The sequence below is a fragment of the Hydrotalea sandarakina genome, from assembly GCF_003254115.1.
GTDB lineage: Bacteria > Bacteroidota > Bacteroidia > Chitinophagales > Chitinophagaceae > Hydrotalea > Hydrotalea sandarakina.
Map to the genome: position 1 here is coordinate 88,242 of NZ_QKZV01000009.1, position 24,439 is coordinate 112,680.

The 24,439-nt window shown below is 36.3% G+C and carries 27 protein-coding genes; 4 read left to right on the forward strand and 23 right to left on the reverse strand.

The window, feature by feature from the left end:
- Nucleotides 1-57: 57 nt before the first annotated feature.
- The 8 genes from LX80_RS12455 to LX80_RS12490 all read right to left on the reverse strand — a co-directional run bounded on the left by LX80_RS12455 (nt 58) and on the right by LX80_RS12490 (nt 8,344).
- A complete protein-coding gene (locus LX80_RS12455; RefSeq protein WP_111296939.1) occupies nt 58-1,632 on the reverse strand; it encodes a SulP family inorganic anion transporter in 1,575 nt (524 codons plus the stop codon).
- Between the two features lie 128 nt (nt 1,633-1,760).
- Nucleotides 1,761-2,057: a hypothetical protein gene (locus LX80_RS12460; protein ID WP_111296941.1), complete on the reverse strand. Its 297-nt coding sequence runs from the start codon at nt 2,055-2,057 to the stop codon at nt 1,761-1,763.
- A gap of 93 nt (nt 2,058-2,150) precedes the next feature.
- Entirely contained in the window at nt 2,151-2,906 is a 756-nt protein-coding gene (gene fabG / locus LX80_RS12465; RefSeq protein ID WP_111296943.1) for a 3-oxoacyl-[acyl-carrier-protein] reductase, read from the reverse strand.
- Nucleotides 2,907-2,989: 83 nt separating this feature from the next.
- Nucleotides 2,990-4,513, reverse strand: a complete 1,524-nt coding sequence (locus tag LX80_RS12470) for a GH3 auxin-responsive promoter family protein (protein ID WP_111296945.1) — start codon at nt 4,511-4,513, stop codon at nt 2,990-2,992.
- 49 nt (nt 4,514-4,562) lie between these two features.
- Nucleotides 4,563-5,375, reverse strand: a complete 813-nt coding sequence (gene lptB, locus LX80_RS12475) for an LPS export ABC transporter ATP-binding protein (RefSeq protein ID WP_211307769.1) — start codon at nt 5,373-5,375, stop codon at nt 4,563-4,565.
- A gap of 142 nt (nt 5,376-5,517) precedes the next feature.
- A complete protein-coding gene (locus LX80_RS12480) occupies nt 5,518-5,892 on the reverse strand; it encodes a DoxX family protein (protein WP_111296947.1) in 375 nt (124 codons plus the stop codon).
- 117 nt (nt 5,893-6,009) lie between these two features.
- Nucleotides 6,010-7,530: a lysine--tRNA ligase gene (lysS, locus tag LX80_RS12485; protein WP_111296949.1), complete on the reverse strand. Its 1,521-nt coding sequence runs from the start codon at nt 7,528-7,530 to the stop codon at nt 6,010-6,012.
- A gap of 220 nt (nt 7,531-7,750) precedes the next feature.
- Nucleotides 7,751-8,344 (reverse strand): pseudouridine synthase, encoded by a 594-nt coding sequence (locus LX80_RS12490; RefSeq protein ID WP_111296951.1) that lies wholly within the window; start codon nt 8,342-8,344, stop codon nt 7,751-7,753.
- A 488-nt stretch (nt 8,345-8,832) separates the two neighbouring features.
- Here LX80_RS12490 and LX80_RS12495 point away from each other — a divergent pair, with 488 nt between their 5' ends.
- Entirely contained in the window at nt 8,833-9,780 is a 948-nt protein-coding gene (locus tag LX80_RS12495) for a UDP-3-O-(3-hydroxymyristoyl)glucosamine N-acyltransferase (protein ID WP_111297014.1), read from the forward strand.
- Here the strand turns inward: LX80_RS12495 and LX80_RS12500 are convergent, their stop codons facing one another.
- The 14 genes from LX80_RS12500 to LX80_RS12565 form a co-directional block, all read right to left on the reverse strand.
- The gene (locus LX80_RS12500; protein ID WP_111296953.1) at nt 9,781-10,755 is read right to left on the reverse strand and encodes an NAD-dependent epimerase/dehydratase family protein; all 975 of its coding nucleotides are present in this window, start codon (nt 10,753-10,755) and stop codon (nt 9,781-9,783) included.
- A 78-nt stretch (nt 10,756-10,833) separates the two neighbouring features.
- Nucleotides 10,834-12,279 (reverse strand): hypothetical protein, encoded by a 1,446-nt coding sequence (locus tag LX80_RS12505; RefSeq protein ID WP_146250510.1) that lies wholly within the window; start codon nt 12,277-12,279, stop codon nt 10,834-10,836.
- Between the two features lie 35 nt (nt 12,280-12,314).
- Nucleotides 12,315-12,668, reverse strand: a complete 354-nt coding sequence (locus LX80_RS12510) for a DsrE family protein (RefSeq protein ID WP_111296957.1) — start codon at nt 12,666-12,668, stop codon at nt 12,315-12,317.
- Nucleotides 12,669-12,707: 39 nt separating this feature from the next.
- Entirely contained in the window at nt 12,708-12,893 is a 186-nt protein-coding gene (locus tag LX80_RS12515) for a hypothetical protein (RefSeq protein ID WP_211307770.1), read from the reverse strand.
- Nucleotides 12,894-12,904: 11 nt separating this feature from the next.
- The gene (locus LX80_RS12520; RefSeq protein ID WP_111296959.1) at nt 12,905-13,165 is read right to left on the reverse strand and encodes a heavy-metal-associated domain-containing protein; all 261 of its coding nucleotides are present in this window, start codon (nt 13,163-13,165) and stop codon (nt 12,905-12,907) included.
- 38 nt (nt 13,166-13,203) lie between these two features.
- Complete coding sequence (locus tag LX80_RS12525) at nt 13,204-13,416, reverse strand: DUF6132 family protein (protein WP_111296961.1); 213 nt, start codon at nt 13,414-13,416, stop codon at nt 13,204-13,206.
- Nucleotides 13,391-13,648, reverse strand: coding sequence for a hypothetical protein (locus LX80_RS12530; protein ID WP_111296963.1), 258 nt, complete (start codon nt 13,646-13,648; stop codon nt 13,391-13,393). The genes LX80_RS12525 and LX80_RS12530 overlap by 26 nt, the downstream gene beginning before the upstream one ends.
- 19 nt (nt 13,649-13,667) lie before the next feature.
- The gene (locus LX80_RS12535) at nt 13,668-13,976 is read right to left on the reverse strand and encodes a rhodanese-like domain-containing protein (RefSeq protein WP_111296965.1); all 309 of its coding nucleotides are present in this window, start codon (nt 13,974-13,976) and stop codon (nt 13,668-13,670) included.
- 10 nt (nt 13,977-13,986) lie between these two features.
- Nucleotides 13,987-14,268 (reverse strand): rhodanese-like domain-containing protein, encoded by a 282-nt coding sequence (locus LX80_RS12540; RefSeq protein ID WP_111296967.1) that lies wholly within the window; start codon nt 14,266-14,268, stop codon nt 13,987-13,989.
- Nucleotides 14,269-14,291: 23 nt separating this feature from the next.
- Nucleotides 14,292-15,710: an MBL fold metallo-hydrolase gene (locus tag LX80_RS12545; protein ID WP_111296969.1), complete on the reverse strand. Its 1,419-nt coding sequence runs from the start codon at nt 15,708-15,710 to the stop codon at nt 14,292-14,294.
- Between the two features lie 81 nt (nt 15,711-15,791).
- A complete protein-coding gene (locus LX80_RS12550; RefSeq protein WP_211307771.1) occupies nt 15,792-16,595 on the reverse strand; it encodes a sulfite exporter TauE/SafE family protein in 804 nt (267 codons plus the stop codon).
- 169 nt (nt 16,596-16,764) lie between these two features.
- Nucleotides 16,765-17,961 (reverse strand): NAD(P)/FAD-dependent oxidoreductase, encoded by a 1,197-nt coding sequence (locus LX80_RS12555; protein WP_111296973.1) that lies wholly within the window; start codon nt 17,959-17,961, stop codon nt 16,765-16,767.
- Nucleotides 17,962-18,086: 125 nt separating this feature from the next.
- Complete coding sequence (cydB, locus tag LX80_RS12560) at nt 18,087-19,121, reverse strand: cytochrome d ubiquinol oxidase subunit II (RefSeq protein ID WP_111296975.1); 1,035 nt, start codon at nt 19,119-19,121, stop codon at nt 18,087-18,089.
- 1 nt (nt 19,122) lies between these two features.
- A complete protein-coding gene (locus tag LX80_RS12565) occupies nt 19,123-20,502 on the reverse strand; it encodes a cytochrome ubiquinol oxidase subunit I (RefSeq protein WP_111296977.1) in 1,380 nt (459 codons plus the stop codon).
- Between the two features lie 394 nt (nt 20,503-20,896).
- Between LX80_RS12565 and sqr the strand changes: the two genes are divergently transcribed.
- Genes sqr through LX80_RS12580 form a run of 3 tightly spaced genes read left to right on the forward strand, consistent with a single transcriptional unit; the run spans nt 20,897 to nt 22,971 of the window.
- Complete coding sequence (gene sqr / locus LX80_RS12570) at nt 20,897-22,132, forward strand: type III sulfide quinone reductase, selenoprotein subtype (RefSeq protein WP_111296979.1); 1,236 nt, start codon at nt 20,897-20,899, stop codon at nt 22,130-22,132.
- Nucleotides 22,133-22,162: 30 nt separating this feature from the next.
- Complete coding sequence (locus tag LX80_RS12575) at nt 22,163-22,471, forward strand: TusE/DsrC/DsvC family sulfur relay protein (protein ID WP_111296981.1); 309 nt, start codon at nt 22,163-22,165, stop codon at nt 22,469-22,471.
- A 17-nt stretch (nt 22,472-22,488) separates the two neighbouring features.
- Nucleotides 22,489-22,971: a DsrE/DsrF/DrsH-like family protein gene (locus LX80_RS12580; protein WP_111297016.1), complete on the forward strand. Its 483-nt coding sequence runs from the start codon at nt 22,489-22,491 to the stop codon at nt 22,969-22,971.
- Between the two features lie 142 nt (nt 22,972-23,113).
- Here the strand turns inward: LX80_RS12580 and LX80_RS12585 are convergent, their stop codons facing one another.
- Nucleotides 23,114-24,382 carry a cystathionine gamma-synthase family protein gene (locus LX80_RS12585; RefSeq protein ID WP_111296983.1) on the reverse strand — a complete coding sequence of 423 codons (1,269 nt, stop codon included), beginning with the start codon at nt 24,380-24,382 and terminating at the stop codon, nt 23,114-23,116.
- Nucleotides 24,383-24,439 lie beyond the last annotated feature (57 nt).

Below are 24,439 nucleotides of genomic sequence, written 5' to 3' on the forward strand. Positions count from 1 at the left end.
CTATTCGTATTAAAATTACCTATAAAATAACTCATAAATTATTTTTTCAACTATTTGTTACACAACTGATAACTGTGAGCTGTTAGGCGTTTTAAATAGTTGGTGCATACTTTTGTGTTTACTTTTCTTCACTTCAACCTTTACTTGTTTAAGATGTGCATGTTGCATAAAATGATTGATTTCTTCAATAACATCCTTATCAATGAAATCAGCACGTGTCACATCAATTAATACATAAGCATTTTCAGGTATTTCTTCCAACTTACGTTTAATTATAGGTTTGTTTAAATAAGACACATCTTTTCGTAAACGTATTAAATAATTATTGGTATCATTCACTACCATAACTGCAGAGCGAAAGTTGCTGCTGATTAAAGAGAATAGAGCTACTACACAACCAATTAATATTCCCACCAATAAATCGGTTAACAATATTGCAAGAATGGTTACTACAAAGGGTATCAGTTGATCCCATCCTTTTTTATAAAATTGTTTAAACACACCGATACTAGCCAATTTATAGCCTGTAAAAATTAGAATGGCAGCCAAAGCACTTAAAGGAATTCGATTAATTATTGCGGGGATAAACAATACAAATAATAATAACATACAACCATGCAAAATGGTTGAGGCTTTAGTTTTAGCACCTGCATAAACATTAGCCGAACTGCGCACAATTACCGAGGTTACGGGTATTCCACCTATTAATCCGGAAATAAAATTTCCAACACCTTGTGCTTTCAGTTCACGATTGGTAGGTGTTGCTCTTTTTAGGGGATCTAAATTATCAACAGCTTCAATACTCAATAAGGTTTCTAATGACGCTACAATAGCCAATGTAACGGCAGCTATCCAAACTTGTTTATTTCCAATAAACGTAAAATCGGGAAAGGTGAAAAATGTAAGGAAGCCTTTTTCTTCAGTGCTGATAGGCAATGATACCAAATGGTTGGGTTGTAAAGCAATACTCGGTAATGCTGTTTTAAAATATTCGTTTAAAAATGTAGCCACCACAACAGCAATTAATGCCCCCGGCAGTAATTGAATTTGTTTAATTTTTTTGGTAACCCATCCATCCCAAACAATTAAAATGGTTAATGAAATTAAACCTATAAATAATGCCCCTTCATTAATTTTAGCAGCAAAATGTTCAAATGCAGTAAAAGTATTTTCTGCATTTTTTTCTTTGAATGATTCATTGCCCATGAAGTTGGCATCATAACCTACTAAGTGTGGTAGTTGTTTTAAAATAAGTAACAAGCCAATTGCTGAAAGCATTCCTTTGATGACCGCATTTGGTACATAGTCGCCTAAAATTCCCGCTTTTAAAAAACCAAATAACAATTGCAACAAGCCTGCTATTACTACTGCCAGTAAAAAACCTTCATACGATTGAATTTTAGCAATTGATGCAGCAACTATTACTGTTAATCCGGCGGCCGGACCACTTACACTTAAATGCGAGCCACTTAATGCGCCCACTACAATTCCACCAACAATACCGGCAATAATGCCGGAAAATAAAGGCGCACCGGAAGCCAAAGCTATGCCTAAGCATAACGGCAAAGCAATTAGTACTACTACAATAGCAGCAGGGAAATCTTTCCCTAAGGAATGAAATAATGTTTTCATACTGAAAACTTTTAATGTTTTAAAAGCGTTTATAATGGTTGTTGCGAAATATTATGTGCACACATCAAAATGATGCACCCAATTGGTTATAATTGGAAAATGGTATTAAGAAAAGAATGGTATGCTTATTAAGCATTGGGGGGAGGCACTAATATATCAGCCTTAAAACGAATGGGTAATTTTTCTGAACGGGCAATGTAAACGTTTAAAGCATTAAACGATAAAATAGAAATATGTTGATTGGGATTGCATAAAAGATTATAAGGCGAATTGAACTTTTTTATGGTATCCTTTTCAACTCCATGCCCATGTGCCAACTCTTCAGTGATTACATTATTAAACAAAAGCGCACCCACCTGCTTAATAGGTAATATTTGCAGGGATATGGTAAATAATAAAAAAGCAGCGATGAGTGATTTTAACATCGCTGCGAAAATAGTGTTTATTAAAAAGAAATTAAAAAAAGAATGTGTTGAAAAATTCCTAAAGTTTTAAATAGTCGGTTGCAAATGAGAGAATTATATATTCAACCCACCACAAACACTAATTACCTGCCCGGTAATATAGCTACTTAAATCGCTGGCCAAAAATAAAGTAGTATTGGCAATTTCTTCGGCTTTACCAAAACGACCTAAAGGTATTTTGCTTAAAAAAGCATTACCGGCATCGCCTTCTTTTAAATAAGCGGTCATATCGGTTTCAATAAAACCGGGTGCTATAGCATTGCAGCGAATATTTCTGCTACCTAACTCGGCAGCAATTGATTTTGTAAACCCAATAATACCGGCTTTACTGGCAGCATAACTGCTTTGTCCGGCATTGCCGCGAATGCCAATGATTGAACTCATATTAATAATGCTTCCGGCTTTCGCTTTCATCATGGGCTTTATGACTTGCTTGGTTACATTGTAAACGCTGTTTAAATTGGTATTAATTACATCATTCCATTGTTCAGCACTCATGCGTAACAACAAATTATCTTTAGAAATACCGGCATTATTAACACATACATCAATATTGCCAAAGTCACTTAACACACTATTGATGAATGCTTCTGTTGCAGCATAATCAGCCGCATTGGTTTGGTAAGCTTTAGCTTGCACACCCATTGCCTGTATTTGTTGAACTAACAAGTTAGCTTTATCAGTGCTACTATCGCTAACATAAGTAAAAGCAATATTACTGCCTTGCTCGGCCAATTTTAAAGCTATGGCTGCACCAATGCCACGAGCCGCACCAGTAACAACAGTTGTTTTCCCTGCTAATAATTTCATTGTATTTTATGGTTTAAAATTTAAAGATACCATACCCAAGTGGTACTGTATGTTTTAATAAAGATGTTGGGGTAAAAATAAGGTTATTGTACAAATGAATACTGCATAAATTTTAATAACTCATCTACATACATTCTATTATTTGCCAGGCGAGGCACTTTGTGCTGCCCGCCTAATTTTCCTTTTTGCCTTAACCAATTATTGAATATGTTTTTTTGAACTATACGAATAATAGGCATTCGCAGTGCAATATCTTTCTGGCGTTTTGCTTCATAATCGCTATTGAGCGATTTTAAAGCACAATCTAATTCAAAGGCAAAATAATCGAGATTGGCCGGGGGTTTCTCAAATTCAATTAACCATTCATGTGCACCATTTTGTGCATCACTAAAATAAACCGGTGCGGCTGTATATTCATTAATAATACTTTGTGTTTTTTGTGCGGCAATTGCAATGGCTTTATCCGTATTATCAACGATTAGTTCTTCACCAAAAGCATTAATGAAATGTTTTAAGCGACCGCTTACCTTAATTTTAAATGGATTTAAGGAAGTGAACTGTATGGTATCGCCGGTAAGGTAACGCCATAAGCCTCCGTTCGTTGATATAACAGGTGCATAATTTTTGCCTATTTGAACTTGCTGCAAACCTATGGTTCTGGGTTGATTTGTGCCATATTCTTCCACCGGCATAAATTCATAGAAAATACCATGATTCAAAAACAGCAGCATTCCTTCATCATTGGCATCATTTTGTGCGGCAAAAAAACCTTCGCTGGCATTATATAAATCAAAGTAATAAATATCCTTCCCAATCAATTTTCGGAATTGTTCCTGATAGGGAATAAAAGAAACACCACCATGAAAATACAATTCTAAATTCGGCCAAACCTCACTCAAACTATTTTTACCGGTTATTTCTAATATTCGCTTTATAAGAATCAAAGTCCAGGTTGGTACTCCGGAAATAGAAGTTACATTTTCTTGTATTGTTGACTGAGCCAACTGTTCTATTTTTTGTTCCCATTCATCCATTAAGGCAATAGAGAGCTCGGGTGTACGAATAAAAGAAGCCCAAAAGGGTGTGTTTTGTAAAAGCACGGCACTTAAATCGCCATATTGTGCTTCATCATTTATTGGGCTAATTTGATGACTTCCGCCTATAACCAATCCCTTGCCGGTTAGTAAATCGCTATCAGGATTGAATTTATAATAAAGGCTTAAAACATCTTTAGCAGATTGATAATGACAATTTTGTAAACTTTCCTCGGTAATGGGAATGAATTTACTTTTATCGCTGGTAGTGCCACTGCTTTTGGCAAACCAAGTAACAGGTGTATTCCACAACAAATTTTGTTCGCCCTGCATTAAGCGTTCAATGTAGGGTTTTAAATCATCATATTCGTTAACCGGAATTCGATTTTTGAATTCTTTAATGGTGAATAGATTATTCATTCCATATTTACGCCCAAATTCAGTAAACTGCCCGTGGGTAACCAAATCTTGTAAAACATCGCGCTGAGTAGCAATGGGGTTTTGCATCCATTGTTCAATACGCCAATTGCGTAATCGGGCAAATCGTGATATGGCAGGACTAAGTAACTTCATTGAAATTGGGGTGATAGCAATTTAAACAAAAAATTACATATACAAAAGATTATTCTTCCACCCCATTTGTGTACCCTTCATTGGTATTTTGTTTCAGTGCATTTTCTCTTTCCATTTCAATAATCCAATCTTTACGGCGCAATTCGAAATTGGTACCCAGGTATAAGCGCCTTACTTTTTCATCTTGTGCCAGCTCTTCCGCAGTACCATGCTTAAATATTTTGCCTTCTATAAGCAAGTAAGCTCGGTCGCAAATAGAAAGGGTTTCATTCACATTATGATCGGTAATTAAAATGCCAATATTTTTATATTTTAATTTGGCTACTACAGTTTGAATATCTTCTACTGCTATGGGATCAACCCCTGCAAAGGGTTCATCCAACAAAATAAATTTCGGATCTACAGCCAATGCCCGGGCAATTTCTGTTCTTCTGCGTTCACCACCACTTAAACTATCGCCATTGTTATGGCGCACATGGTGTAAATTAAACTCGTTTAACAGTTGCTCTAATTTTTCCTGACGTTGCGCTTTTGTAAGCTTAGTCATTTCCAGCACTGCCATAATATTATCTTGCACACTTAATTTTCTGAACACACTGGCTTCCTGAGGCAAATAACCGATACCCATTTGTGCACGCTTATACATGGGTAATTTAGTAATATCAATCGTATCAAGAAATACCTTTCCTTCATCGGGTTTTATTAACCCAACCACCATGTAAAAGGTTGTGGTTTTTCCGGCGCCATTCGGACCTAATAAACCAACAATTTCGCCCTGTTGTACATTCACACTTACATTACTAACAACGGTACGCCCCTTGTAGCTTTTAACTAATTGTTCGGTATGTATGGTTAAACTCAATATGAAAGATTTTACGCAAAAATAGCGGCTGTATGATAAACTAACATATAAATTAGAGATTTAGTGAAAGATTATGATTCAGCTTTACATAAAAAAATTCCCGAACAACTTGTCGGGAATGAAGAAACAGAAACAAAGCACCTTATTCATTATGCGAGCCAATATAAAATGCACCAGCAGCTAAACCAAGGTCTTTTAGAAACATGGTCATTGACATTCCTTGCATTTGCGCATCGGTAGCATGAAGCATGCCGGGCAAATGCAATAGCAGTGCAAATAATACCAGCATTAATCCCAGCAAATAACAAGCTAATCGGGTTACTTTATTAATTATTATGGCAATTGCAGCCAATATTAATGCAACACCCACTAAATAAACCCAAAATATAGGTGCAGGAAAATAGGAAGGTATATAACCTTTCATAGCTTCGCCCATACGAAAATGGTTAATACCAAATATGGCCATGATGATGGCATACCCTATGCTGGAAATGCGGGAAACAAAGTTTTTGTTCATATAGATAACGATTTTGGTGAAGTAGAAAAGGTACAATAATTTTTAGATATATTGTATAATAAGCACAAAAAAACACTTCTCCCTAAACAGAAGTGTTTCCTTTACAATGGTTTTAAACTAGCTGTTTTTTTCAGGCCGCATTTGCGGAAACAACAATACATCTTGTATAGAAGGTTGGTTGGTCATTAACATACAAAGCCTGTCAATACCAATACCAATACCTGAAGTAGGTGGCATACCATATTCCAATGCTCTTAAAAAATCATAATCAATATACATGGCTTCCTCATCGCCGCGCTGCATTAACTTCAGTTGCTCTTCAAAGCGTTCACGCTGATCGATGGGATCATTTAGTTCACTATAAGCATTGGCTATTTCTTTTCCATTTACCATTAATTCAAAACGCTCTACCAAACCTGCTTTGCTGCGGTGCTTTTTAGTTAGTGGGCTCATTTCAACCGGATAATCAATAATAAATGTGGGTTGCACATATTTGTGTTCACTTGTTGCACCAAAAATTTCATCAATTAATTTACCTTTTCCCATATTATCAGCCACCTCAATATGTAATTGTTTACATACATTACGTAAACCGGCTTCATCTAAATGACTTATATCAATGCCGGTATTTTCCTGAATGGCATCAAAAATACTAATGCGTTTATAGGGTGCTTTAAAATTAATGGTTGTGTTGCCAACCTGAACTTCGGTAGTACCATGCAATGCCAGCGCAATTTTTTCCATAAGCTGCTCCGTAATTTCCATCATCCAGAAATAATCTTTAAAAGCAGTGTACCATTCCAATACCGTAAATTCCGGATTATGGGTTCTATCCATACCCTCGTTTCTAAAGTTGCGGCTAAACTCATATACCCAATCAAACCCACCTACAATTAAGCGTTTTAAATACAATTCGTTGGCTATACGTAAATACAAAGGAATATCCAAAGCATTGTGATGCGTAATAAAAGGTTTGGCAGCAGCACCGCCCGGTATAGGTTGCAACACAGGCGTATCTACTTCTAACGCTCCACGTTCATTTAAAAATGCACGAATGGTGTTAATTAGTTTTGTTCGCTGCTCAAAAGTTTCTTTAACTGATGGGTTTATAATTAAATCAACATAACGCTGGCGATATCTAAATTCCGGATCAGTTACTTCATCATATACATTTCCCGCTTCATCACGTTTAACAACCGGTAAAGGTTTCAATGATTTTGTTAGTAGGGTAATGGTTTGTGCATGCAGTGAAATTTCACCGGTTTTTGTTATGAATACAAAACCGGTAGCGCCAATAATATCTCCTAAATCAATACCATGTTTAATTACATGGTCCCAAAAACTTTTATCATCGCCCGGGCAAATATCATCGCGCTTTACGTACAATTGAAAAAGTCCTTTACTATCCTGAATTTTAATAAAGAAAACTTTTCCTTTATCGTTAATGCTCATGATTCTTCCGGCAACGCAAACTTGTTCGAATGCTGATTTATTTTCTTCGGTAAAGTTGGCTTTTATATCGGCTGAATAATGGGTAACAGGATACAATGCTGCAGGGTAAGGCTCAATACCTGCTGCTTTTAATTTGGCTAATTTTTCGCGTCGAATAATTTCTTGTTCACTCAGGTGTGTATTCATTTTATATACAATTAATGGTTGCAAAGATAAGTGCTAAGTACAAAGCTGCTATGCATTTTACGCTTATTGCAAATGTTAGGATATTTTGAATGACACTGCATAAAAATCATAAGCACAAAAGGGGTACTTTTTGGTAAACATATAAACGGTTTTAAAAATCCGGAATCAATTGATTTAATAACAATAGATATTGTTTATTTAAACCTGAATATTGCACTGTTTATTGTAAAAGTTGAGTTACTTCCGCATGGGTTAATTCACGCATATCACCCGGCAAAAGTTTATTTAAAGTTATAGTGCCTATTCTGTAACGCAATAACCGCAATGTTGGAAAACCAACCGCAGCAGTCATTTTACGAACCTGTCTATTTTTCCCTTCAGATATAATTAATGACAACCATGAAGTTGGAATGTTTTTTCGAAATCGAATTGGCGGTATGCGTTCAGGTATGTCAGGAACCTGCTGCATTAATTTTGCTTTGCATGGTTGGGTTGTATATTTAGAACCATCCACACTAATAGAAACCCCCTTTTGCAATTGTTGAATAGCTGCTAAGGTGATGGCGCCATCAACTTGTACCCAATATTCTTTTTCTAATTTTGATTTTGGGTTTAAAATTTTTTTATTCAAACTTGCATCATTGGTTAACAATAATAAACCTTCGCTATCATAATCTAACCTACCTACCGGATATACATTTTGAGGAACCGAAAAAAAATCTTTCAAACACAACTTCCCTTCGGTTGAAGTAAATTGACATAATACCTGAAAAGGTTTATACACAATGAAATATTGATGAACAGTAGGTTTCATGAGTTTTAAAAAATGAATTTTACATTACTAACAATAACAGTTTATACAATTTATATTATGGCAAACAATACAATAAAAAAAATCCCGCTGAAGCGGGACTTTATATATGGATGGGTTAGTAAGTACGGGAATACAAAATTCCCACCACAATATTATAAAGAGTTTTTTCCAATACAAAAAAAAATGCAAACTATTTTATTCACATTTTTTTAAAAATTGTGAATAGTGAAATGCTTAAACAAGATGTTTTAATGCATGATAACAATTTTCAGTTTCGCAACTATTTCACAATTAATATTTATTGATGCGCTGAAACATTGATAAACAGTGTATTTTAAAGCATTTAGATTTTTAGTAATTGAAAATTTTACAAATTAAAAAAAAGAATTTTAGACCTTTGATTGCAGATTGCAGCAGCATTTTTTGCAATAAAATTTTTTTTTAAGAAACGGAAACTACCTTTGCTTTTTACCCAAATTACAGTAATTATGAAATTTCCTACGCCTGTTACGTTACAATGGATGGCTAATTTAATTGAAGCAGAAATTGTTGGCGATACTTCAATTACACCAACCGGTATTAATGAAATACACAAAGTTGAAGCGGGCGATATTGTATTTGTTGATCATCCAAAATATTATAACACCTGTTTACAAAGTGCTGCCAGTGTCATTATTATTAATAGCAAAGACGTTACCATTCCCGAAGGAAAGGCTTTACTTTTCACTGAACAACCATTTGAAGCATATTTAAAAATTGTAGATTACTTTAAACCTTTTACACCTTCTGCAAAACCCATTAGCGACTCTGCAAAAATTGGTGAAGGTTCAATTGTTATGCCTAATTGCTATATTGGTAATAATGTTGTAATTGGCAACAACACAATTATTCATCCTAACGTTACCATTGGCGATGATTGTATAATCGGTAATAATGTTGTTATTCAGGCAGGCACTGTAATTGGCAGTGATGCATTTTATTACAATACCAAAAAGAACAGACCAGCTTGGTTTAAACGAATGAAAAGTTGTGGAAACGTTGTTATTGAAGATTATGTTGAAATAGGCGCAGGGTGTACCATTGACAGAGGCGTAACCGGCGAAACACGTATTGGCATGGGTACCATTATTGACAACCAAGTGCATATTGGACATGATACAACTGTTGGTAAAAACTGTTTATTTGCTGCGCAAGTTGGTATTGCCGGTGCTGTTGTTATTGAAGATGGAGTAACCTTATGGGGACAAGTAGGTGTAAGCAAAACATTAACCATTGGTCAGAATGCAGTAGTGCTGGCACAAGGTGGTGTACCGAGCGATTTAGAAGGCAACAAAGTATATTGGGGAACGCCAACACAAGAAGCATCTGTTAAACGTAGAGAATTGGTATGGATTAAACGCATACCGGAATTATGGAAAAAAGTAATGGAAAGCTAATTATGCTAAATTGTATTTTTCTTTTAGCTCAGCGCAAATACGTTCAATAGTTTTATCAATTGGTGTGTACTCAAAATTTACTGCATAGGTTAAAAAGCGAAAATTATCGAAACGAACTTTCGTTAAAGCCGTTTTTGCTGTTTCTTTTGTAATCATAGGTTCTTTTCTGGTAAACAAAGCTTTCAAAGCTTCAACCCGCCAAACTACTTCTGCAATAAAAGGGGTTACCTTTAAATGTGGTGGCTTTTTGCCAAAGCAATGGGCAATAGTGGTAAATACTTCTTTATAACTTTTATTTTCACTGCTGATAATAAACCTTTCTTTGTTGCAGGTTCCGCGCATACAAATCAACATTGCTTTTACAACATCTTTCACATCAACAAAACCACTGGTGCCATCGGTGTACCAAGGATACCCCTCGTATATTTTTTTGAAAAAAGCAGTAGTGCCAGTATTCCAATCGCCTGCACCCAATATCATAGAAGGATTTATAATAACTGCATTCAAGCCTTCACCAATACCACGCCACACTTCCATTTCACCCAAATATTTTGTTTTGCCATATTCGCTGTTACTAGTGGCCATGCTCCATTTCATTCTTTCAGAAATCAATTTACCTTCGCGCAATCTGCCTAAAGCAGCAACAGAACTAACATGTACTAACTTTTGCACTTTCTTCTCAATACATACATTTACCACATTGGCTGTTCCTTCAACATTTACCTTGTGCAACATTTTTTTCATAGCAGGATTAAATGAAACCAAGCCGGCACAATGATAAACCTGATCAACATTTTCCATAGCAGCTTCTAAAGCGGGCACATCTAAAATATCGGCTTTTACCCATTCTAATTTATTGGCTAAATGTGGTGGTATATTTTTATGATAAATAGCTTTTACAGAAAAATCTCTGCGCAGTAACTCTTCAATTAAATGCGAGCCTAACAGGCCCGAACCTCCGGTTACTAAAATCATAGCAGCTTTTATTAATTAGAAAAAATTACATTTTATTGAAAAGGAAAAGTACAAAAATTTTTTTTCCCCGAACAAATTTTAGAAAGAATAATTGAGAATTAGATTAAGCAGCGACATGTTTACTTTGTTAATGACATATTTGGGATTGTTGTAGGTATTACCATAACCCTTTTTATAAACATACAGGAACTCTGCATTAAAACCTGAAAGCTGTTTGGTAAAATGATATTTCACATCAATATTCAGTTGTGCATAAGAAGGCATACCATATTTGTTATCCGCCACATTTTTTACATCGGGTAAGGAAAAATATCCCAGTTGCGTTTCTACTTTTAAAGGTTGTTTTTTCATTTGCCACTGCATATTCCACATAACCGCATTTACATTGGCATTGCCTTCATTCCTTTCGCGATACATGAAGGTATAAAAAGGTTCTATTCCCCACTCTCGCGGATTTAAATACCGGCCATTATTGGTAACACGCGTATAGTTGAGTGCAGTGTACCATTGTGCATTTTTCATTCCTAGCCTTGCAGAAATTACATAAGCCTTATTGTCCTTTTGCATATAAGTATAATGGGGATTAGCATTTCCGCCATCATGAACAGCTTGTTGTGCTATCAACCGCAATCCTGCTAAGGGAATAAATGATGTATTTGTAGTATGAGTTGTGTTATTATAATTCAACTCAAGCATAGATGAATTAAATATATTTTCTACAAACATATTCCAACCTTTTATGGAAAATGCAGTATTGAATTGATGTGTATATCCCAATAATCCAATGCCGGCAGAAGATAAATTACCATGATAGTTAGCCGCTGTTCCATCGGTATTTACACCTTGTGCATACCAACCCATTGAGTTGGCTACCGTAAACCATTCAATGGTGCTGCGTGGCGACATATTGTAAAGCCAACCACCCTCCCATTTATTTTTTGGTGTGCTCCATTCAACATACAAACCATCCTCAAAGCTCGGTCGCATACGACCATCCTGTGGATTAATGAAGGGGGTTTGTAATAATTGTTTGCCCAGCACAGCGGTAAAATTTTTGTATTGATAGCTGAGATTAAAGTATTCCAGCTTATACAAATTATTTGTTTTGGAAGGGTTTTGAATATTAAACAAACCTATTTCATAACGGTTAGGTGAGCCGGTTATTGAATCGGGTTTGGCTAAATTAGAAGAGCCTAAATTAAAAGTATAAAACCCGCCCAATGCCATTTGAAAATGATGGAATGGGGCTGTTTGGTATTTAATACCACCGCCAAAAGCATTGGCATAATAATCTGTTAATTGGCCTTCATTTAAGGCCGACATAAAAAAATATCGAAACCTGCCTTCAACTGTACCCTTTTTAAAAGCCTGCAATAGATTAGATGTATCTTTTTTATCAACAGCTAAGCCGGTTGTATCATCATCAGCCCACAATAAACTTGCATCTGCAGTTGGCACAGCTGCAGTTGCCATTACTAATTGCGAGAAACAAAATCCGACAATAGCATATAATTTTTTAAACATATTATTATTGAATCATCAGCCGATGAATGCTTTCACTAAAATCCGGCTTTAATATACGCCCATCCTTCGTGCTGGCGCTTTACTAACTCAGCAATTCCTGCAGGAACAATGTTAATTTGCGGAATGATTTGCTGTGGATTTATGCCATTAGCGTGCAGCATATTTTGGCATACTTTTATTTGTACACCTTTTTGTATTAATGCAAGTATTTGCGGCACAAACGAATTATTTTCCTGAACACAAAAACTACTGCTACGCCCATGGCAAACCACTTCTACAGCCACATCATTGGGCATAGCATTTAGTAAATTATTAATTTGAGAAATCAAACTTTTATATACATCAACCTCATTCGAGGTTAATTGAAAAACTACTTTATAGGTTTGCATGAGGGCATTTAAACATTAGAAAAGATATCAAATAATGCTTTACTTCGGTAAAGCATTTAACTGTTGTTGCATTTTTTGCAACTGCTCTTCAATTTGCATTAACTTATTAATGATAAGAATATGCGTATGTACGGCATCAATACCTACCACACTATCTTTACTGGTAATAGCAGCTTTAATTTGTTGGTAGGTAGTAGTATCTATTTGATTAATATTCATTTCCATAATAATGCGTTTTATTGTTTAAATGCACATTGAATGCTGGTCTTCAATTTTTTAAATAAATTATTTTCTTCTTCAGGCGGATAGCCTAATGCAGCTAATTTTTCTTTTAATTCCTTTGGGTTTAATCCTACACCTGTTATAGATACCATGCCGGTTGCCTGACTCACTGAAACATGCTGTACACCCGGCATAGCACCTATGTTTTTTTCAATAGTGTTAACACAACCACTGCATTTAATATTTTGTACTCGAGTATCAAAAGAGGTTAACATACTACAAAAAATAAAAGTTAAAAAAATTACCGATTGGCTTATGCTTTTGTGGTTTTAGCTGTTGGCTTTTTAAACATACCAAAAACAAGTGCCCCCATCATTGCAAAATACAAGGTACTATTTATGGGTTTAGAAGTAATTAGGCAAGTGCCTGAAGCACAACCAATAAAATAATAATACAAATAGCCAGCAACACCACCTACAATAGCACCGACAATGTGAAGCTTATTTTTGCGCATCCAATTCTTCATAAATCACCTCCTCGGTTTTATTTTGTGCAATAGGTTTGCGTTGCGTAAAATTGGTATTACAGCCACCAACTCCACAACAGCCAATATTAGCCAAAGCCATATAAGCCACAACACCGCCAAAAATGCCTAATAACCAATCGTGCGATATAAACGCTTGTACTATTGCAAAACCTGCAATAACCAAGCGAATAATGCGCATGAAATTCCAACCGTATTTTAATTGTTCTAGCATGACAAAAAGTTAAAGAGCACTATAATTTTTTTTCTAACATAAACCAAGCACCACCATTATACACTTCAACACCTGCAGCAGCTAAAACAGATTTAGCCATACCGCTGCGGGCACCACTGCGGCAACAAGTAATAATCGGTTTATTTTTCTTTTTTAATTCAGCAGCCTTTTGTTTAATCTGATCAACCGGAATATTAATAGCACCTTTTATGTGGCCTGTTTTAAATTCCGCGGGTGTTCTTACATCTACAATAATTGCACCTTTGCTTTGCAACTCCCGAAAATCAACTTTTTTTCCTGAAAAAATTTTCTTTAAGAATGATAACATAATTTCAATTTTAGTTTAATAGCATTTGCATATCAGCCAATCCACCACCGTTATATACTTCATTAATACCTGATTGTTTTAAAATAGACATAGCCATTCCGCTACGTGCACCACTGCGGCAATAAACCACTATGGGTTTAGGCATTTTTTCAAATTCGCTAATTCTGCTTTGCACTTCGTCTAATGGAATATTAACTGCTCCATCTATATGTCCGCTTTGGTATTCCATTACGGTACGCACATCTACTATACTGGTTTGTGCTTGATTAACGATTTCTTTTAAAGACGACATAATTGTTGTTGTTATTTTATGTTTTATAATAAAGTACTTGGACAAACGTAATCTGTAATTGGGAATAAGCCGGTGGCTTTGATAGCAGAAAATCCTCCTTTTACGTCAATTAAATTATCAAATCCGCGAGCTCTTAGTATAGAATTAAAAATCATGGAACGATATCCGCCTGCACAATGTACATAGTAGGTTTTATTTTTATCAATTAAGCTCATGCTGTCGTTAATAAAATCGAGTGGTGCATTTTCTGCATTAATAATATGTTCACTTAAATATTCGCTGTTTTTGCGAACATCTAAAATATTTACCTCTTCCTGTTTCATTTTCTCAGCCAATTCTTCGGGAGTAACAGATACAATTGTATCAATTTCTTTACCGGCAGCTTTCCAGGCATTAAATCCACCTTTCAAATAACCAATGGTATAATCATATCCTACACGGGCTAAGCGAGTTATAACTTCTTCTTCTCGTCCTTCATCGGTTACCAATAATATTTCTTGTTTAATATCTGGAATCATAGCACCCACCCATGGCGCGAAGTTACCATCAATACCAATGTTAATAGAATTCGGGATAAATCCTTTTGCAAAATCTTGTGCATTACGGGTATCTAACACAATAGCGCCGGTTTCATTCGCTGCAGTTTCAAAAGCCTCCGGTGAAAGTGCATGTTGACCACGTTCCAACACTTTATCAATGCTTTCATAGCCTTGAATGTTCAACATTACATTTAAAGGGAAATAAGCAGGGGGCGCTACTAAGCCATTTGTTACTTCTTTTATAAATTCGGCCTCGGTCATATCAGCACGCAAAGCATAATTGGTTTTCTTTTGATTACCTAACGTATCGGTAGTTTCCTTGCTCATGTTTTTTCCACAAGCACTGCCGGCTCCATGTGCGGGATATACCACTACATCATCGGGTAAAGGCATAATTTTATTACGCAATGAATGAAATAAATGAGATGCCAGTTTATCTTGTGTTAAATCGGCTTTTACTTTTTGAGCTAAATCGGGGCGGCCTACATCACCAATGAATAAGGTATCACCACTGAATAACGCGGTAGGCTTTCCGTTTTCATCTTTTAACAAATAACAAGTGCTTTCCATAGTATGCCCCGGTGTATGCAACACTTGTATGGTTACTTTACCTACTTTTAATTCCTCGCCATCTTTGGCACTGTAAAAGTCAAAAGCAGGTTGCGCATTTGGGCCATAAACAATAGGGGCACCGGTTTTTTTAGAAAGATCTAAATGCCCAGAAACAAAATCGGCATGAAAGTGGGTTTCCAAAACATATTTAATTTTGGCACCATTTCTTTCTGCTTTTTGAATATAGGGTTCTACTTCGCGAAGCGGATCAATTATTACCGCTTCACCATCACTTTCAATATAGTAAGCACCTTGTGCTAAGCAACCGGTATAAATTTGTTCAACTATCATAAGCGCATTTTTTAGAATGATAAAATTAGTAAATTGATTTTATGCTATTGGTGATACAAATCACACACATCAGTTAATTTTTTAGTGTAACCACAATTCTTTAACAATGATATAAATACCCATAATTAAAACAAACCAACCAAAGCCCTTTTTTAATTTATCGCCATGAATTTTTTTCCCTAACCATCCGCCAATAAAAATGCCAATTATGGCAATGAGGGTTACGACAATTAAAAATTTCCAATCTATTTCAAAGTGTCCCAAGTCGCCGGTAAATCCTATTAATGAATTCAATGCAATGATGAATAATGATGTTCCTACAGCTTCTTTCATGGGCAATCCTACCAACAATACCAGTGTAGGTATTAACAGAAATCCACCGCCGGCACCTAACAAGCCGGTAATAAATCCAATGCCAATTCCGTAAACCAATAATTTGGGAATATTTATTTTTTTGTCAGAAACAACATCAGAGGTTTCTTTCTTTTTTCCGCTGCGCATCATTGACAAAGAAGCCATTACCATTAAAATGGCAAACAATACCATTGTCATAATATTTTCAGTAATGACAAATGAGCCAATGGTGGCAATTTTTTTAGGTATGGCCGGAATGAAATATTTGCGGGTTAGGTAAACGGTTGCGATAGATGAAATGCCAAACAATAAGCCTGTTTTAATGCTTACCAAACCGCGTCTGTAATTATTGTAAGCACCTACTAAACTGGTTGAGCCAACCACAAACAACGAATAAGATGTGGCCAATAAAGGATTAACACTAAACAAATATACCATAACCGGTACCGTTAGTATAGAACCGCCACCACCAATTAAACCTAGTGATATGCCTATTAATGCTGAAGCTAAATAACCAAAAACAGGATGCATTGATAAAAAATTTATGGTAAAATTGCTTATTAGGCGGCTTATATACAGTGACATGTATCACACTTATCCGCAATTGGAATAAAATAAAAATATTTTTAACTTGTTGTTTTGATTAAAACCAGGAGCCTACAAAAAATACAATGAGGCTCCTAGTTAAAAACGTGAATAATTATGCTGTACCGGGTAAAATTTTATGCCAGTACATCCAAGGAAGAATTTTTGTTTTTAAAATCCACATTGTCCACCTTTCTTTACTTTGGTCAAACGGAAAAGTTTCCATGGGTTGATTATTGTAATCAAATTCAGCTAATACCAATTTGCCGTAACCGGTTACCAACGGGCATGAAGTGTAACCGTTATAAGATGCTGTCATCGGTTGTGCATTAATCAACGACAACAAATTCTGCACCAATACGGGTGCCTGCTTCCGAATGGCTGCACCGGTTCGTGAAGTGGGTAAACTGGATGCATCACCTAATGAAAAGATATTGGCATACTTTACATGCTGTAATGTGTTTTTATCTACATCAACCCATCCGGCAGCATTGGCTAAAGGACTATTACGCACAAAATCAGGAGCGCTTTGCGGAGGCGTAACATGTATCATATCAAAATTTACCCAATATTCCTGATCTTTATTTTGCTCACCAAAGCCTATGAATTTTGCTTTTTTTGCAGGGCCATCAATCTCATCTAATCTAACAAAAAACTGAGTTTTAATGTTGCCGCGAGCAGCCACTTTTTTTAAAGTATTTTCATATTTTTCTACTCCAAATAAACGGGTTCCACCACTCCAGTACTCTACTTGAGTTTTATCCAGTAAGCCATGTTTTCTAAAATAATCGGTAGCTAAAAACATAATTTTCATGGGTGCGCCACCGCATTTCACCGGTGTGTTTGGATTAGTAAAGATGGCACGTCCGCCTTTGAAGTTTTTAATGCACTCCCAGGTATAATTAACGGTTTGAAAACTGTAATTAGAACAAACACCATTTTTTCCCAGCGTTTCGGGCAAGCCTTTAATAGCACTCCAGTTTAATTGAATACCCGGTGCCACTACTAAATATTCATATTCCACTTCCGATCCATCGGCTAACGATACCTTATTGACGTCGGGTAAAAAACCACTCACTCTTTGTTGAATCCAATGCACTTGCTTGGGCATTACCGAAGCTTCAGACCTAACCGTATCGTTAATATTAAATGCACCACCGCCTACCAGTGTCCATGCGGGCTGGTAATAATGTTTTTCAGCGGGGTCAATAATAGCAATATCTAATTGCTTATTTTTTAGCAATAATTTACTGGCAACAGAAATGCCCGCATTTCCGCCGCCAACAATTACAATTTGATGTTTTACTGGCATAGCAATGTTATTTTAAGTGGAAAATAATACAATACAAGATAACAATATGTGACTAAAATCACATAAAATATTTTTTTTATTAGTCTATTTACTCTATAGGGTTTAAATACAACCACCCAAATGGATTAGTAGCTATTTTCATCAAGTTTAACCTTACCCTTAAATGTCCAAAACACAAAGCTGGTATATACTGCAATAATAGGCACCCCTATAGCTGCAATGATGAGCATAATGGTGAGAGAACGTGATGATGAAGCTGCATTATGTACGGTTAAAGAATAAAGCGGATTGATGTTGGAACGTACAATATGCGGATATAAGTTCATGGCAAAAGTAATGAGCAACAATGCCACTGTAAGTGCCGATGAAAAAAAGGCAGCCAGGTATTTTCCCAACTCTAACAAACGCCTTGTGTTAATGGTATTAAACACCGTAATAACCGGAACAGCTATTAAAAAAGGATAGCGTTTGATGGTGTTGGCCATATGAGGATAATAAACCAAAGTAACTATGGTTAGCAACATATAAAAAACAACAAACACCCTACTGGTATCATGCACCATTAATGATAATTTGGTGTACAATCGTTTTTCTGTTTTCATAACCAAATAAATGGAACCGTGCATGGCAAATAATGATAAAGTAGTAGCACCCGTTAACAGTGCGTAGGGATTTAACAACTGCAAAAAGTGCCCGGTATATTCATAATGTGAATCAATAGGCAGGCCGATTATTAAGTTGCCTAAAACAACACCCAATAAAAAGCCAATTAAAGCACTGGAAACGGAATACAACACATCCCACATTTGTCGCCACCAACGCATTGGCTCCTTACTGCGAAATTCAATAGAAATTGCCCGCAGAATTAACAACACTAAAAACAACATAAATGGAATATAGAATGCCGAAAAAATGGTTGCATACACATCGGGAAAGCCTGCAAATAAAGCACCGCCCCCAATTACCAGCCAAACTTCATTCCCATCCCAAACCGGGCCAATGGCATTAAGCGCAATGCGGCGACTTTCTTCTTTTTTAAATAACAGGTGAATAGCACCGGCGCCTAAATCAAAACCATCTAATATGGCATAACCGGTAAAAACGGCGCCAACAATGGCAAACCACCAGGTTGAAAGTTCTATTCCTAAAAAAGTTTCCATATTATGAATGCATTATAGGGTTATCGCGTTTAGTTGTGGGATTTTCGTCTGCAACAATTGCAAAATCATCCAAGCCATGTTTAATTTTTTTGTTCAACATATAAATGAACAAGGTAAACAACAGCACATACAATACCGTAAATAATATTAAGGAAAACAATACTTCATTCTGTTTCACTGCTTTTGATAAGGCATCGCTGGTGCGCAATAAACCATATACTACCCAAGGTTGGCGTCCTACTTCTGCAGAATACCAACCCAATTGGTTGGCCAGTTCAGGTAACAAAACCGCAAATGCAAATACCAGCATTAACCATTTTTGCTGAAACAATTTTTTTCGCCACAACAAATAACTTGCATATAGGGTTAAGGCAATTAGCAGCAATCCAATAGCTACCATAAAATGGTAGGTTTGAAAAACAAAGTTTACAGCGGTAGGGCGGTCTTCCGGTTTAAAATAACGCAGTCCTTTTATTGGACTTGAGAAATTACCATCTACTAAAAAAGATAAACCACCCGGAATTTTAATACCCGAAACTTGCTCGGTTTTATTGTTCACATAACCCACCAAATACATATCGGCAGCAGCCAAGCTATCATAGTGCCCTTCAAAAGCAGCCAATTTAGCCGGTTGATTAACGGCCACCCCTTTAGCAGAATGATGCCCCAACAATAACTGCAGCAAAGCCGATACCGTTGCCACGGCTAAAGCTACTTTAAAAGCTTTTTTAGAAATTTCAACATACTTGTTTTTATATATGTAATAAGCATGCACACTTAACACTAAAAATGAACCGGCTAAAAATGCACCCACCCAAACATGTAATAGCCTATCAACAGAAGATGGGTTAAATACCATAGCCCAGAAATCGGTTATTTCGGCACGAACAGCTAAATCGTGGCCTACTAAATGATAACCTGCCGGTGTTTGTTGCCAAGAGTTTGCTACTACTATCCAAACTGCAGAAAACATGGAACCCAAGGTTACCAACAAAGCAGAAATAAAATGCATGGTAGGCGATACTTTGTTCCATCCAAACAAAAGAACACCAAGGAAACCGGATTCCAGTGCAAAAGCAAAAATACCTTCAGCGGCCAATGCACTTCCAAATATATCGCCCACAAAACGCGAATAAGTAGCCCAATTGGTACCAAATTCAAATTCCATTACAATACCGGTTGCAACACCAATTCCGAAAATAAGCGCAAATATTTTTATCCAAAACCGGGCAAGTTGGGCATACTGCGGATTTTTTGTTTTTAAATACAATCCTTCAAAACCTACCAACACAACACCCAAGCCAATGCTTAATGGCGGATAGATATAATGAAAGGCAACCGTAAAGGCAAACTGTATTCGGGAAAGCAATTCTAAATCCATATTATTAAAATAATTTATGAAATTAACTGAATGCAAAACCCTTTCACAAACGCAGGGTATAACAATATAGCAAAGTTATTGAACACGAACAACAGGAATGTGATTTTAATTACATTTCAAATTTTATTCGTTTAAAACACTGTAGTGTTATTCCGTTTATCAAATCATAAATTTCAGTACCTATTGAATAAACAAAACCTAATTTCAATGATGCCATGTCAATAATTAAAAAAAAGCATCTATAATAATGAAGTTGAATATATTAAATTGAATGTTAATCCAATATTTTATTTAAATATTGCACAGCTTATGATTAAAATCATATGCACCACTAACAACTATCATAATCCGGCCCAATTGGCGTAAGTAATTTTACATCGTCAAAGCAAAGCATATGAAACACATTGTAATATTAGGTGCCGGCACTGCAGGCACTATGATGGCCAACCACCTGAAACACGAACTAAATTTGCATGAATGGGATATTAGTATTATTGATGAACGAAAAGAACATCACTACCAACCCGGTTATTTATTTTTACCATTTGACATTTACAGTCCTGAAGATATAATAAAATCTATCACTGAATTTATACCCAAAGGTGTAAACTTTATTAACGAAAGTATTGATAAGGTAGTTGCCGAAAAAAATACCGTGCTTTTAACTAACGGTACCGCCATTCCGTATGATATATTAATTATTGCTACCGGCGCAAAAATAGCACCGGAAGAAACAACCGGTATGAAAGGTCCGGAATGGCATCGTTCAGTATTTGACTTTTACACATTTGAAGGGGCATTAGCACTCCGCAATAAATTAAGAGACTGGACAGGTGGAAACCTGGTAGTACATATTACCGAAATGCCCATTAAATGTCCGGTGGCACCTTTGGAATTTGCTTTCCTGGCCGATTCTTATTTTAAACATAAAAACATGCGTGACAAGGTAAATATCACCTTTGTTACACCTTTAAGCGGTGCTTTTACCAAACCCAAAAGTACTGAAGCATTACAGCATTTATTAGATGAAAAACATATTAGCATTGTAAGCGACTTTGCCATTCAGGAAGTTGACAACGAAAACAAAAAAATAATTGATTACAGTGGTAAAGAAGTACCCTTTGATGTATTAGTTACCGTACCCACTAACAAAGGCGATGCAGTAATGGAACGTTCCGGTTTGGGCGATGAGTTGAACTATGTACCAACCAACCGTGCCACATTACAATCAAAAGAACACGAAAACATTTTTGTAATTGGCGATGCTTCCAATATTCCCGCTTCAAAAGCAGGTTCTGTGGCACACTTTGAAGCAGAAATTTTAACTGAAAATATTTTGCATTACATAAAAGGCGAACCCTTAAAAGAAGAGTTTGACGGCCACGCCAACTGCTTTATTGAAACAGGTAACGGTAAAGCATTGCTGATAGACTTTAACTACACGCATGAACCTGTTGAAGGCACGTTCCCATTCCCCGGCGTTGGTCCGCTAAGGCTTTTAAAAGAAAGCCGTATGAACCATATGGGCAAATTAGCTTTTAGATGGATTTATTGGAACATGCTTTTGAAAGGAACGCATATACCCTTTGTTTCAGCTACCATGCAGGAAGCAGGTAAACACTTTGATTAAACAACATTTTTCACCATAAAATAAAACACAATGGAAACACAATTAGCCAACACCACTGTTGATGTAAACGAAGAAGGTTACTTAACCAATTTTGCACAATGGACTCCTGCCGTTGCAGAAGCTATTGCCAATAGTTTGAATATTACTTTAACACCAAGACATTGGGAAGTAATTAAATACTTACAAAACGAGTACAAAAATGATAGCCCGTTAAGTATTAGAAAAATAGGTAAAAGCGGTGTAGTGGATATAAAAGAATTTTATCAGTTATTTCCAAATGCCCCTTTGAAAGCCGCCACAAAAATTGCCGGCATACCTAAACCTGCCAGTTGTATTTAACTTTTAAAAAAAATGATATGAGCGAATTTAATGGCGAAATAAGAAAGATGATGATCATACTTTCGAAAGCCTCACTTGAAAATGTTTATGCCGCCTTTGTTTTAGCCAATGGTGCCCGTATGGAGGGCATTGAAGCGGAAATATTTTTTACCTTTTTTGGTTTAGAAGCTGTACATAAAGGTAAACTAGAACATTTACATACTGCCACCGTTGGTAACCCTGCTTTAAATATTCCTACCCTGTTAGGTGGTTTACCCGGAGTAGAAGCACTAGCTACCAGCATGATGAAAAAAGAAATGGAAAGAATTGACATGCCCGATGTGCTGGAATTTTTAGATATTTTAAAAGCTTCGGGTGTTAAACTTTGGGCCTGCAAGTTAGCCATGGATATGTTTCACTACAAGAAGGAAGACATTTACGATGATTTAGATGGCATTATAACTGTAGGCGATTTTTACAAACAAGGTTCCGGATTAGGAACACATATGCTTTTCGTTTAAATTGGTTGGCAAACCATTGATTGTGGTACTATACGGGTTATTTCCATAACCCGTATTTTTTTATATGTTATAATTCTTACCACAACATAAACCTATCACAAGGCCTGTCAACCCTTCCATTTACTTGCGCTACATCACGAAATTATCCGGTAATGCTATTCAATGCCTGCTGTAAATCGTAAATAATATCTTCATAGTATTCCACTCCAATAGAAAGGCGAATCATTTTTTCGGTAATACCTAATTCCTTTCTCAAATTGGCATCCACATCCACATGCGTCATCGTAGCCGGATGTTCGGCCAAGCTTTCTGTACCGCCTAAGCTCACTGCCAGTTTAATGAGCTTTAAAGCATTCAAAAACTGAAAAGCTTCTTTTTCACCCCCTTTAACATCGAAGGAAATCATACCTCCGTTGCTTAAACATTGCTTTTGTTTAATAGCATATTGTTCGCCATTTGCTTCGGTAAGGTTACCAATAAAATAAACTTTTTCAACTTTGGGATGGGTGTTTAAAAACGCTGCCACTTTATTGGCATTCAACGCTTGTACATCCATTCTGGGTTTTAATGTTTCCAAACTGCGCAACAATAACCAACCGGTATTAGGGCTAGCCATATTACCCAAAAAAGTGCGTAAGCCTTTTACCCGTTTCATTAAAGCTTTTGAGCCCAAACAAGCACCGGCAATTACATCACTGTGTCCACCAATGTATTTGGTGGCAGAATACAAAACCAAATCGGCGCCATGCTTTAACGGATGTTGCCATATTGGACCCATGTAAGTATTATCAACTGCTAAATACACTTGTTTATCGGGCGTTGAAAAATGTTGCGCAATGGCTTTGCTGCCGGCAATTTCAATCAAGTCGTTAGTAGGATTGGCAGGTGTTTCAATATAAATCAGTGCCAACTTATGGGCTAAGCCGGTTTTTTCAACAATAGCAATAATTTCTTCCCTGCTTTGCCCTACTCTGAATTCGGCTACCTGAATGCCAAACTTGGGAAGAATTTTTTTAATGAAATGATCACTACCTCCATACAAAGGATTGCTCATCAGCAATAAATCACCCGGCTGCAAAAATTCTAACAATACTGTTGTTATAGCCGACATACCACTTTCAAACACAGCACAGTCTTCTGCACCATCCCAAAGCGTGAGCCGATTCTCTAAAATTTCTAAATCGGGGTTATTAATGCGGCTATAAATCAACCCTAACTCCTCACCTTCGTTTTGTGCCCTGTGGCCATAGGCAATTTCAAAAAAGGCTTTGCCTTCTTCTGCACTTTTAAAAACGAAAGTAGAGGTTTGAAAAATAGGGCATTTTACTGCACCCTCAGACAATTCGGGTTTGTAACCATACGACATCATGAGGCTTTCCGGCCGCATGTGTTTCAACATTTCGGAATCCATATAGCAAGTTTTATCAATAAAAAAAATAGGGTTTACAATATTGTTCCGCCAAAGTCA

Excerpts from the sequence above, each read along its gene's own strand:
- sqr (WP_111296979.1), top strand. The coding sequence starts at position 20,897 with ATGAAACACATTGTAATATTAGGTGCCGGCACTGCAGGCACTATGATG.
- LX80_RS12495 (WP_111297014.1), top strand. The coding sequence starts at position 8,833 with ATGAAATTTCCTACGCCTGTTACGTTACAATGGATGGCTAATTTAATT.
- LX80_RS12575 (WP_111296981.1), top strand. The coding sequence starts at position 22,163 with ATGGAAACACAATTAGCCAACACCACTGTTGATGTAAACGAAGAAGGT.
- LX80_RS12510 (WP_111296957.1), bottom strand. The coding sequence starts at position 12,668 with ATGCAAACCTATAAAGTAGTTTTTCAATTAACCTCGAATGAGGTTGAT.
- cydB (WP_111296975.1), bottom strand. The coding sequence starts at position 19,121 with ATGGAAACTTTTTTAGGAATAGAACTTTCAACCTGGTGGTTTGCCATT.
- LX80_RS12470 (WP_111296945.1), bottom strand. The coding sequence starts at position 4,513 with ATGAAGTTACTTAGTCCTGCCATATCACGATTTGCCCGATTACGCAAT.
- fabG (WP_111296943.1), bottom strand. The coding sequence starts at position 2,906 with ATGAAATTATTAGCAGGGAAAACAACTGTTGTTACTGGTGCGGCTCGT.
- LX80_RS12515 (WP_211307770.1), bottom strand. The coding sequence starts at position 12,893 with ATGGAAATGAATATTAATCAAATAGATACTACTACCTACCAACAAATT.
- LX80_RS12550 (WP_211307771.1), bottom strand. The coding sequence starts at position 16,595 with ATGCATCCTGTTTTTGGTTATTTAGCTTCAGCATTAATAGGCATATCA.
- LX80_RS12525 (WP_111296961.1), bottom strand. The coding sequence starts at position 13,416 with ATGAAGAATTGGATGCGCAAAAATAAGCTTCACATTGTCGGTGCTATT.
- LX80_RS12455 (WP_111296939.1), bottom strand. The coding sequence starts at position 1,632 with ATGAAAACATTATTTCATTCCTTAGGGAAAGATTTCCCTGCTGCTATT.
- LX80_RS12480 (WP_111296947.1), bottom strand. The coding sequence starts at position 5,892 with ATGAACAAAAACTTTGTTTCCCGCATTTCCAGCATAGGGTATGCCATC.
- LX80_RS12580 (WP_111297016.1), top strand. The coding sequence starts at position 22,489 with ATGAGCGAATTTAATGGCGAAATAAGAAAGATGATGATCATACTTTCG.
- LX80_RS12535 (WP_111296965.1), bottom strand. The coding sequence starts at position 13,976 with ATGTTATCATTCTTAAAGAAAATTTTTTCAGGAAAAAAAGTTGATTTT.
- LX80_RS12585 (WP_111296983.1), bottom strand. The coding sequence starts at position 24,382 with ATGGATTCCGAAATGTTGAAACACATGCGGCCGGAAAGCCTCATGATG.
- LX80_RS12520 (WP_111296959.1), bottom strand. The coding sequence starts at position 13,165 with ATGTTAACCTCTTTTGATACTCGAGTACAAAATATTAAATGCAGTGGT.
- LX80_RS12500 (WP_111296953.1), bottom strand. The coding sequence starts at position 10,755 with ATGATTTTAGTAACCGGAGGTTCGGGCCTGTTAGGCTCGCATTTAATT.
- LX80_RS12540 (WP_111296967.1), bottom strand. The coding sequence starts at position 14,268 with ATGTCGTCTTTAAAAGAAATCGTTAATCAAGCACAAACCAGTATAGTA.
- LX80_RS12565 (WP_111296977.1), bottom strand. The coding sequence starts at position 20,502 with ATGGATTTAGAATTGCTTTCCCGAATACAGTTTGCCTTTACGGTTGCC.
- LX80_RS12545 (WP_111296969.1), bottom strand. The coding sequence starts at position 15,710 with ATGATAGTTGAACAAATTTATACCGGTTGCTTAGCACAAGGTGCTTAC.
- LX80_RS12460 (WP_111296941.1), bottom strand. The coding sequence starts at position 2,057 with ATGTTAAAATCACTCATCGCTGCTTTTTTATTATTTACCATATCCCTG.
- LX80_RS12505 (WP_146250510.1), bottom strand. The coding sequence starts at position 12,279 with ATGTTTAAAAAATTATATGCTATTGTCGGATTTTGTTTCTCGCAATTA.
- lysS (WP_111296949.1), bottom strand. The coding sequence starts at position 7,530 with ATGAATACACACCTGAGTGAACAAGAAATTATTCGACGCGAAAAATTA.
- LX80_RS12530 (WP_111296963.1), bottom strand. The coding sequence starts at position 13,648 with ATGCTAGAACAATTAAAATACGGTTGGAATTTCATGCGCATTATTCGC.
- LX80_RS12490 (WP_111296951.1), bottom strand. The coding sequence starts at position 8,344 with ATGAAACCTACTGTTCATCAATATTTCATTGTGTATAAACCTTTTCAG.
- LX80_RS12555 (WP_111296973.1), bottom strand. The coding sequence starts at position 17,961 with ATGCCAGTAAAACATCAAATTGTAATTGTTGGCGGCGGAAATGCGGGC.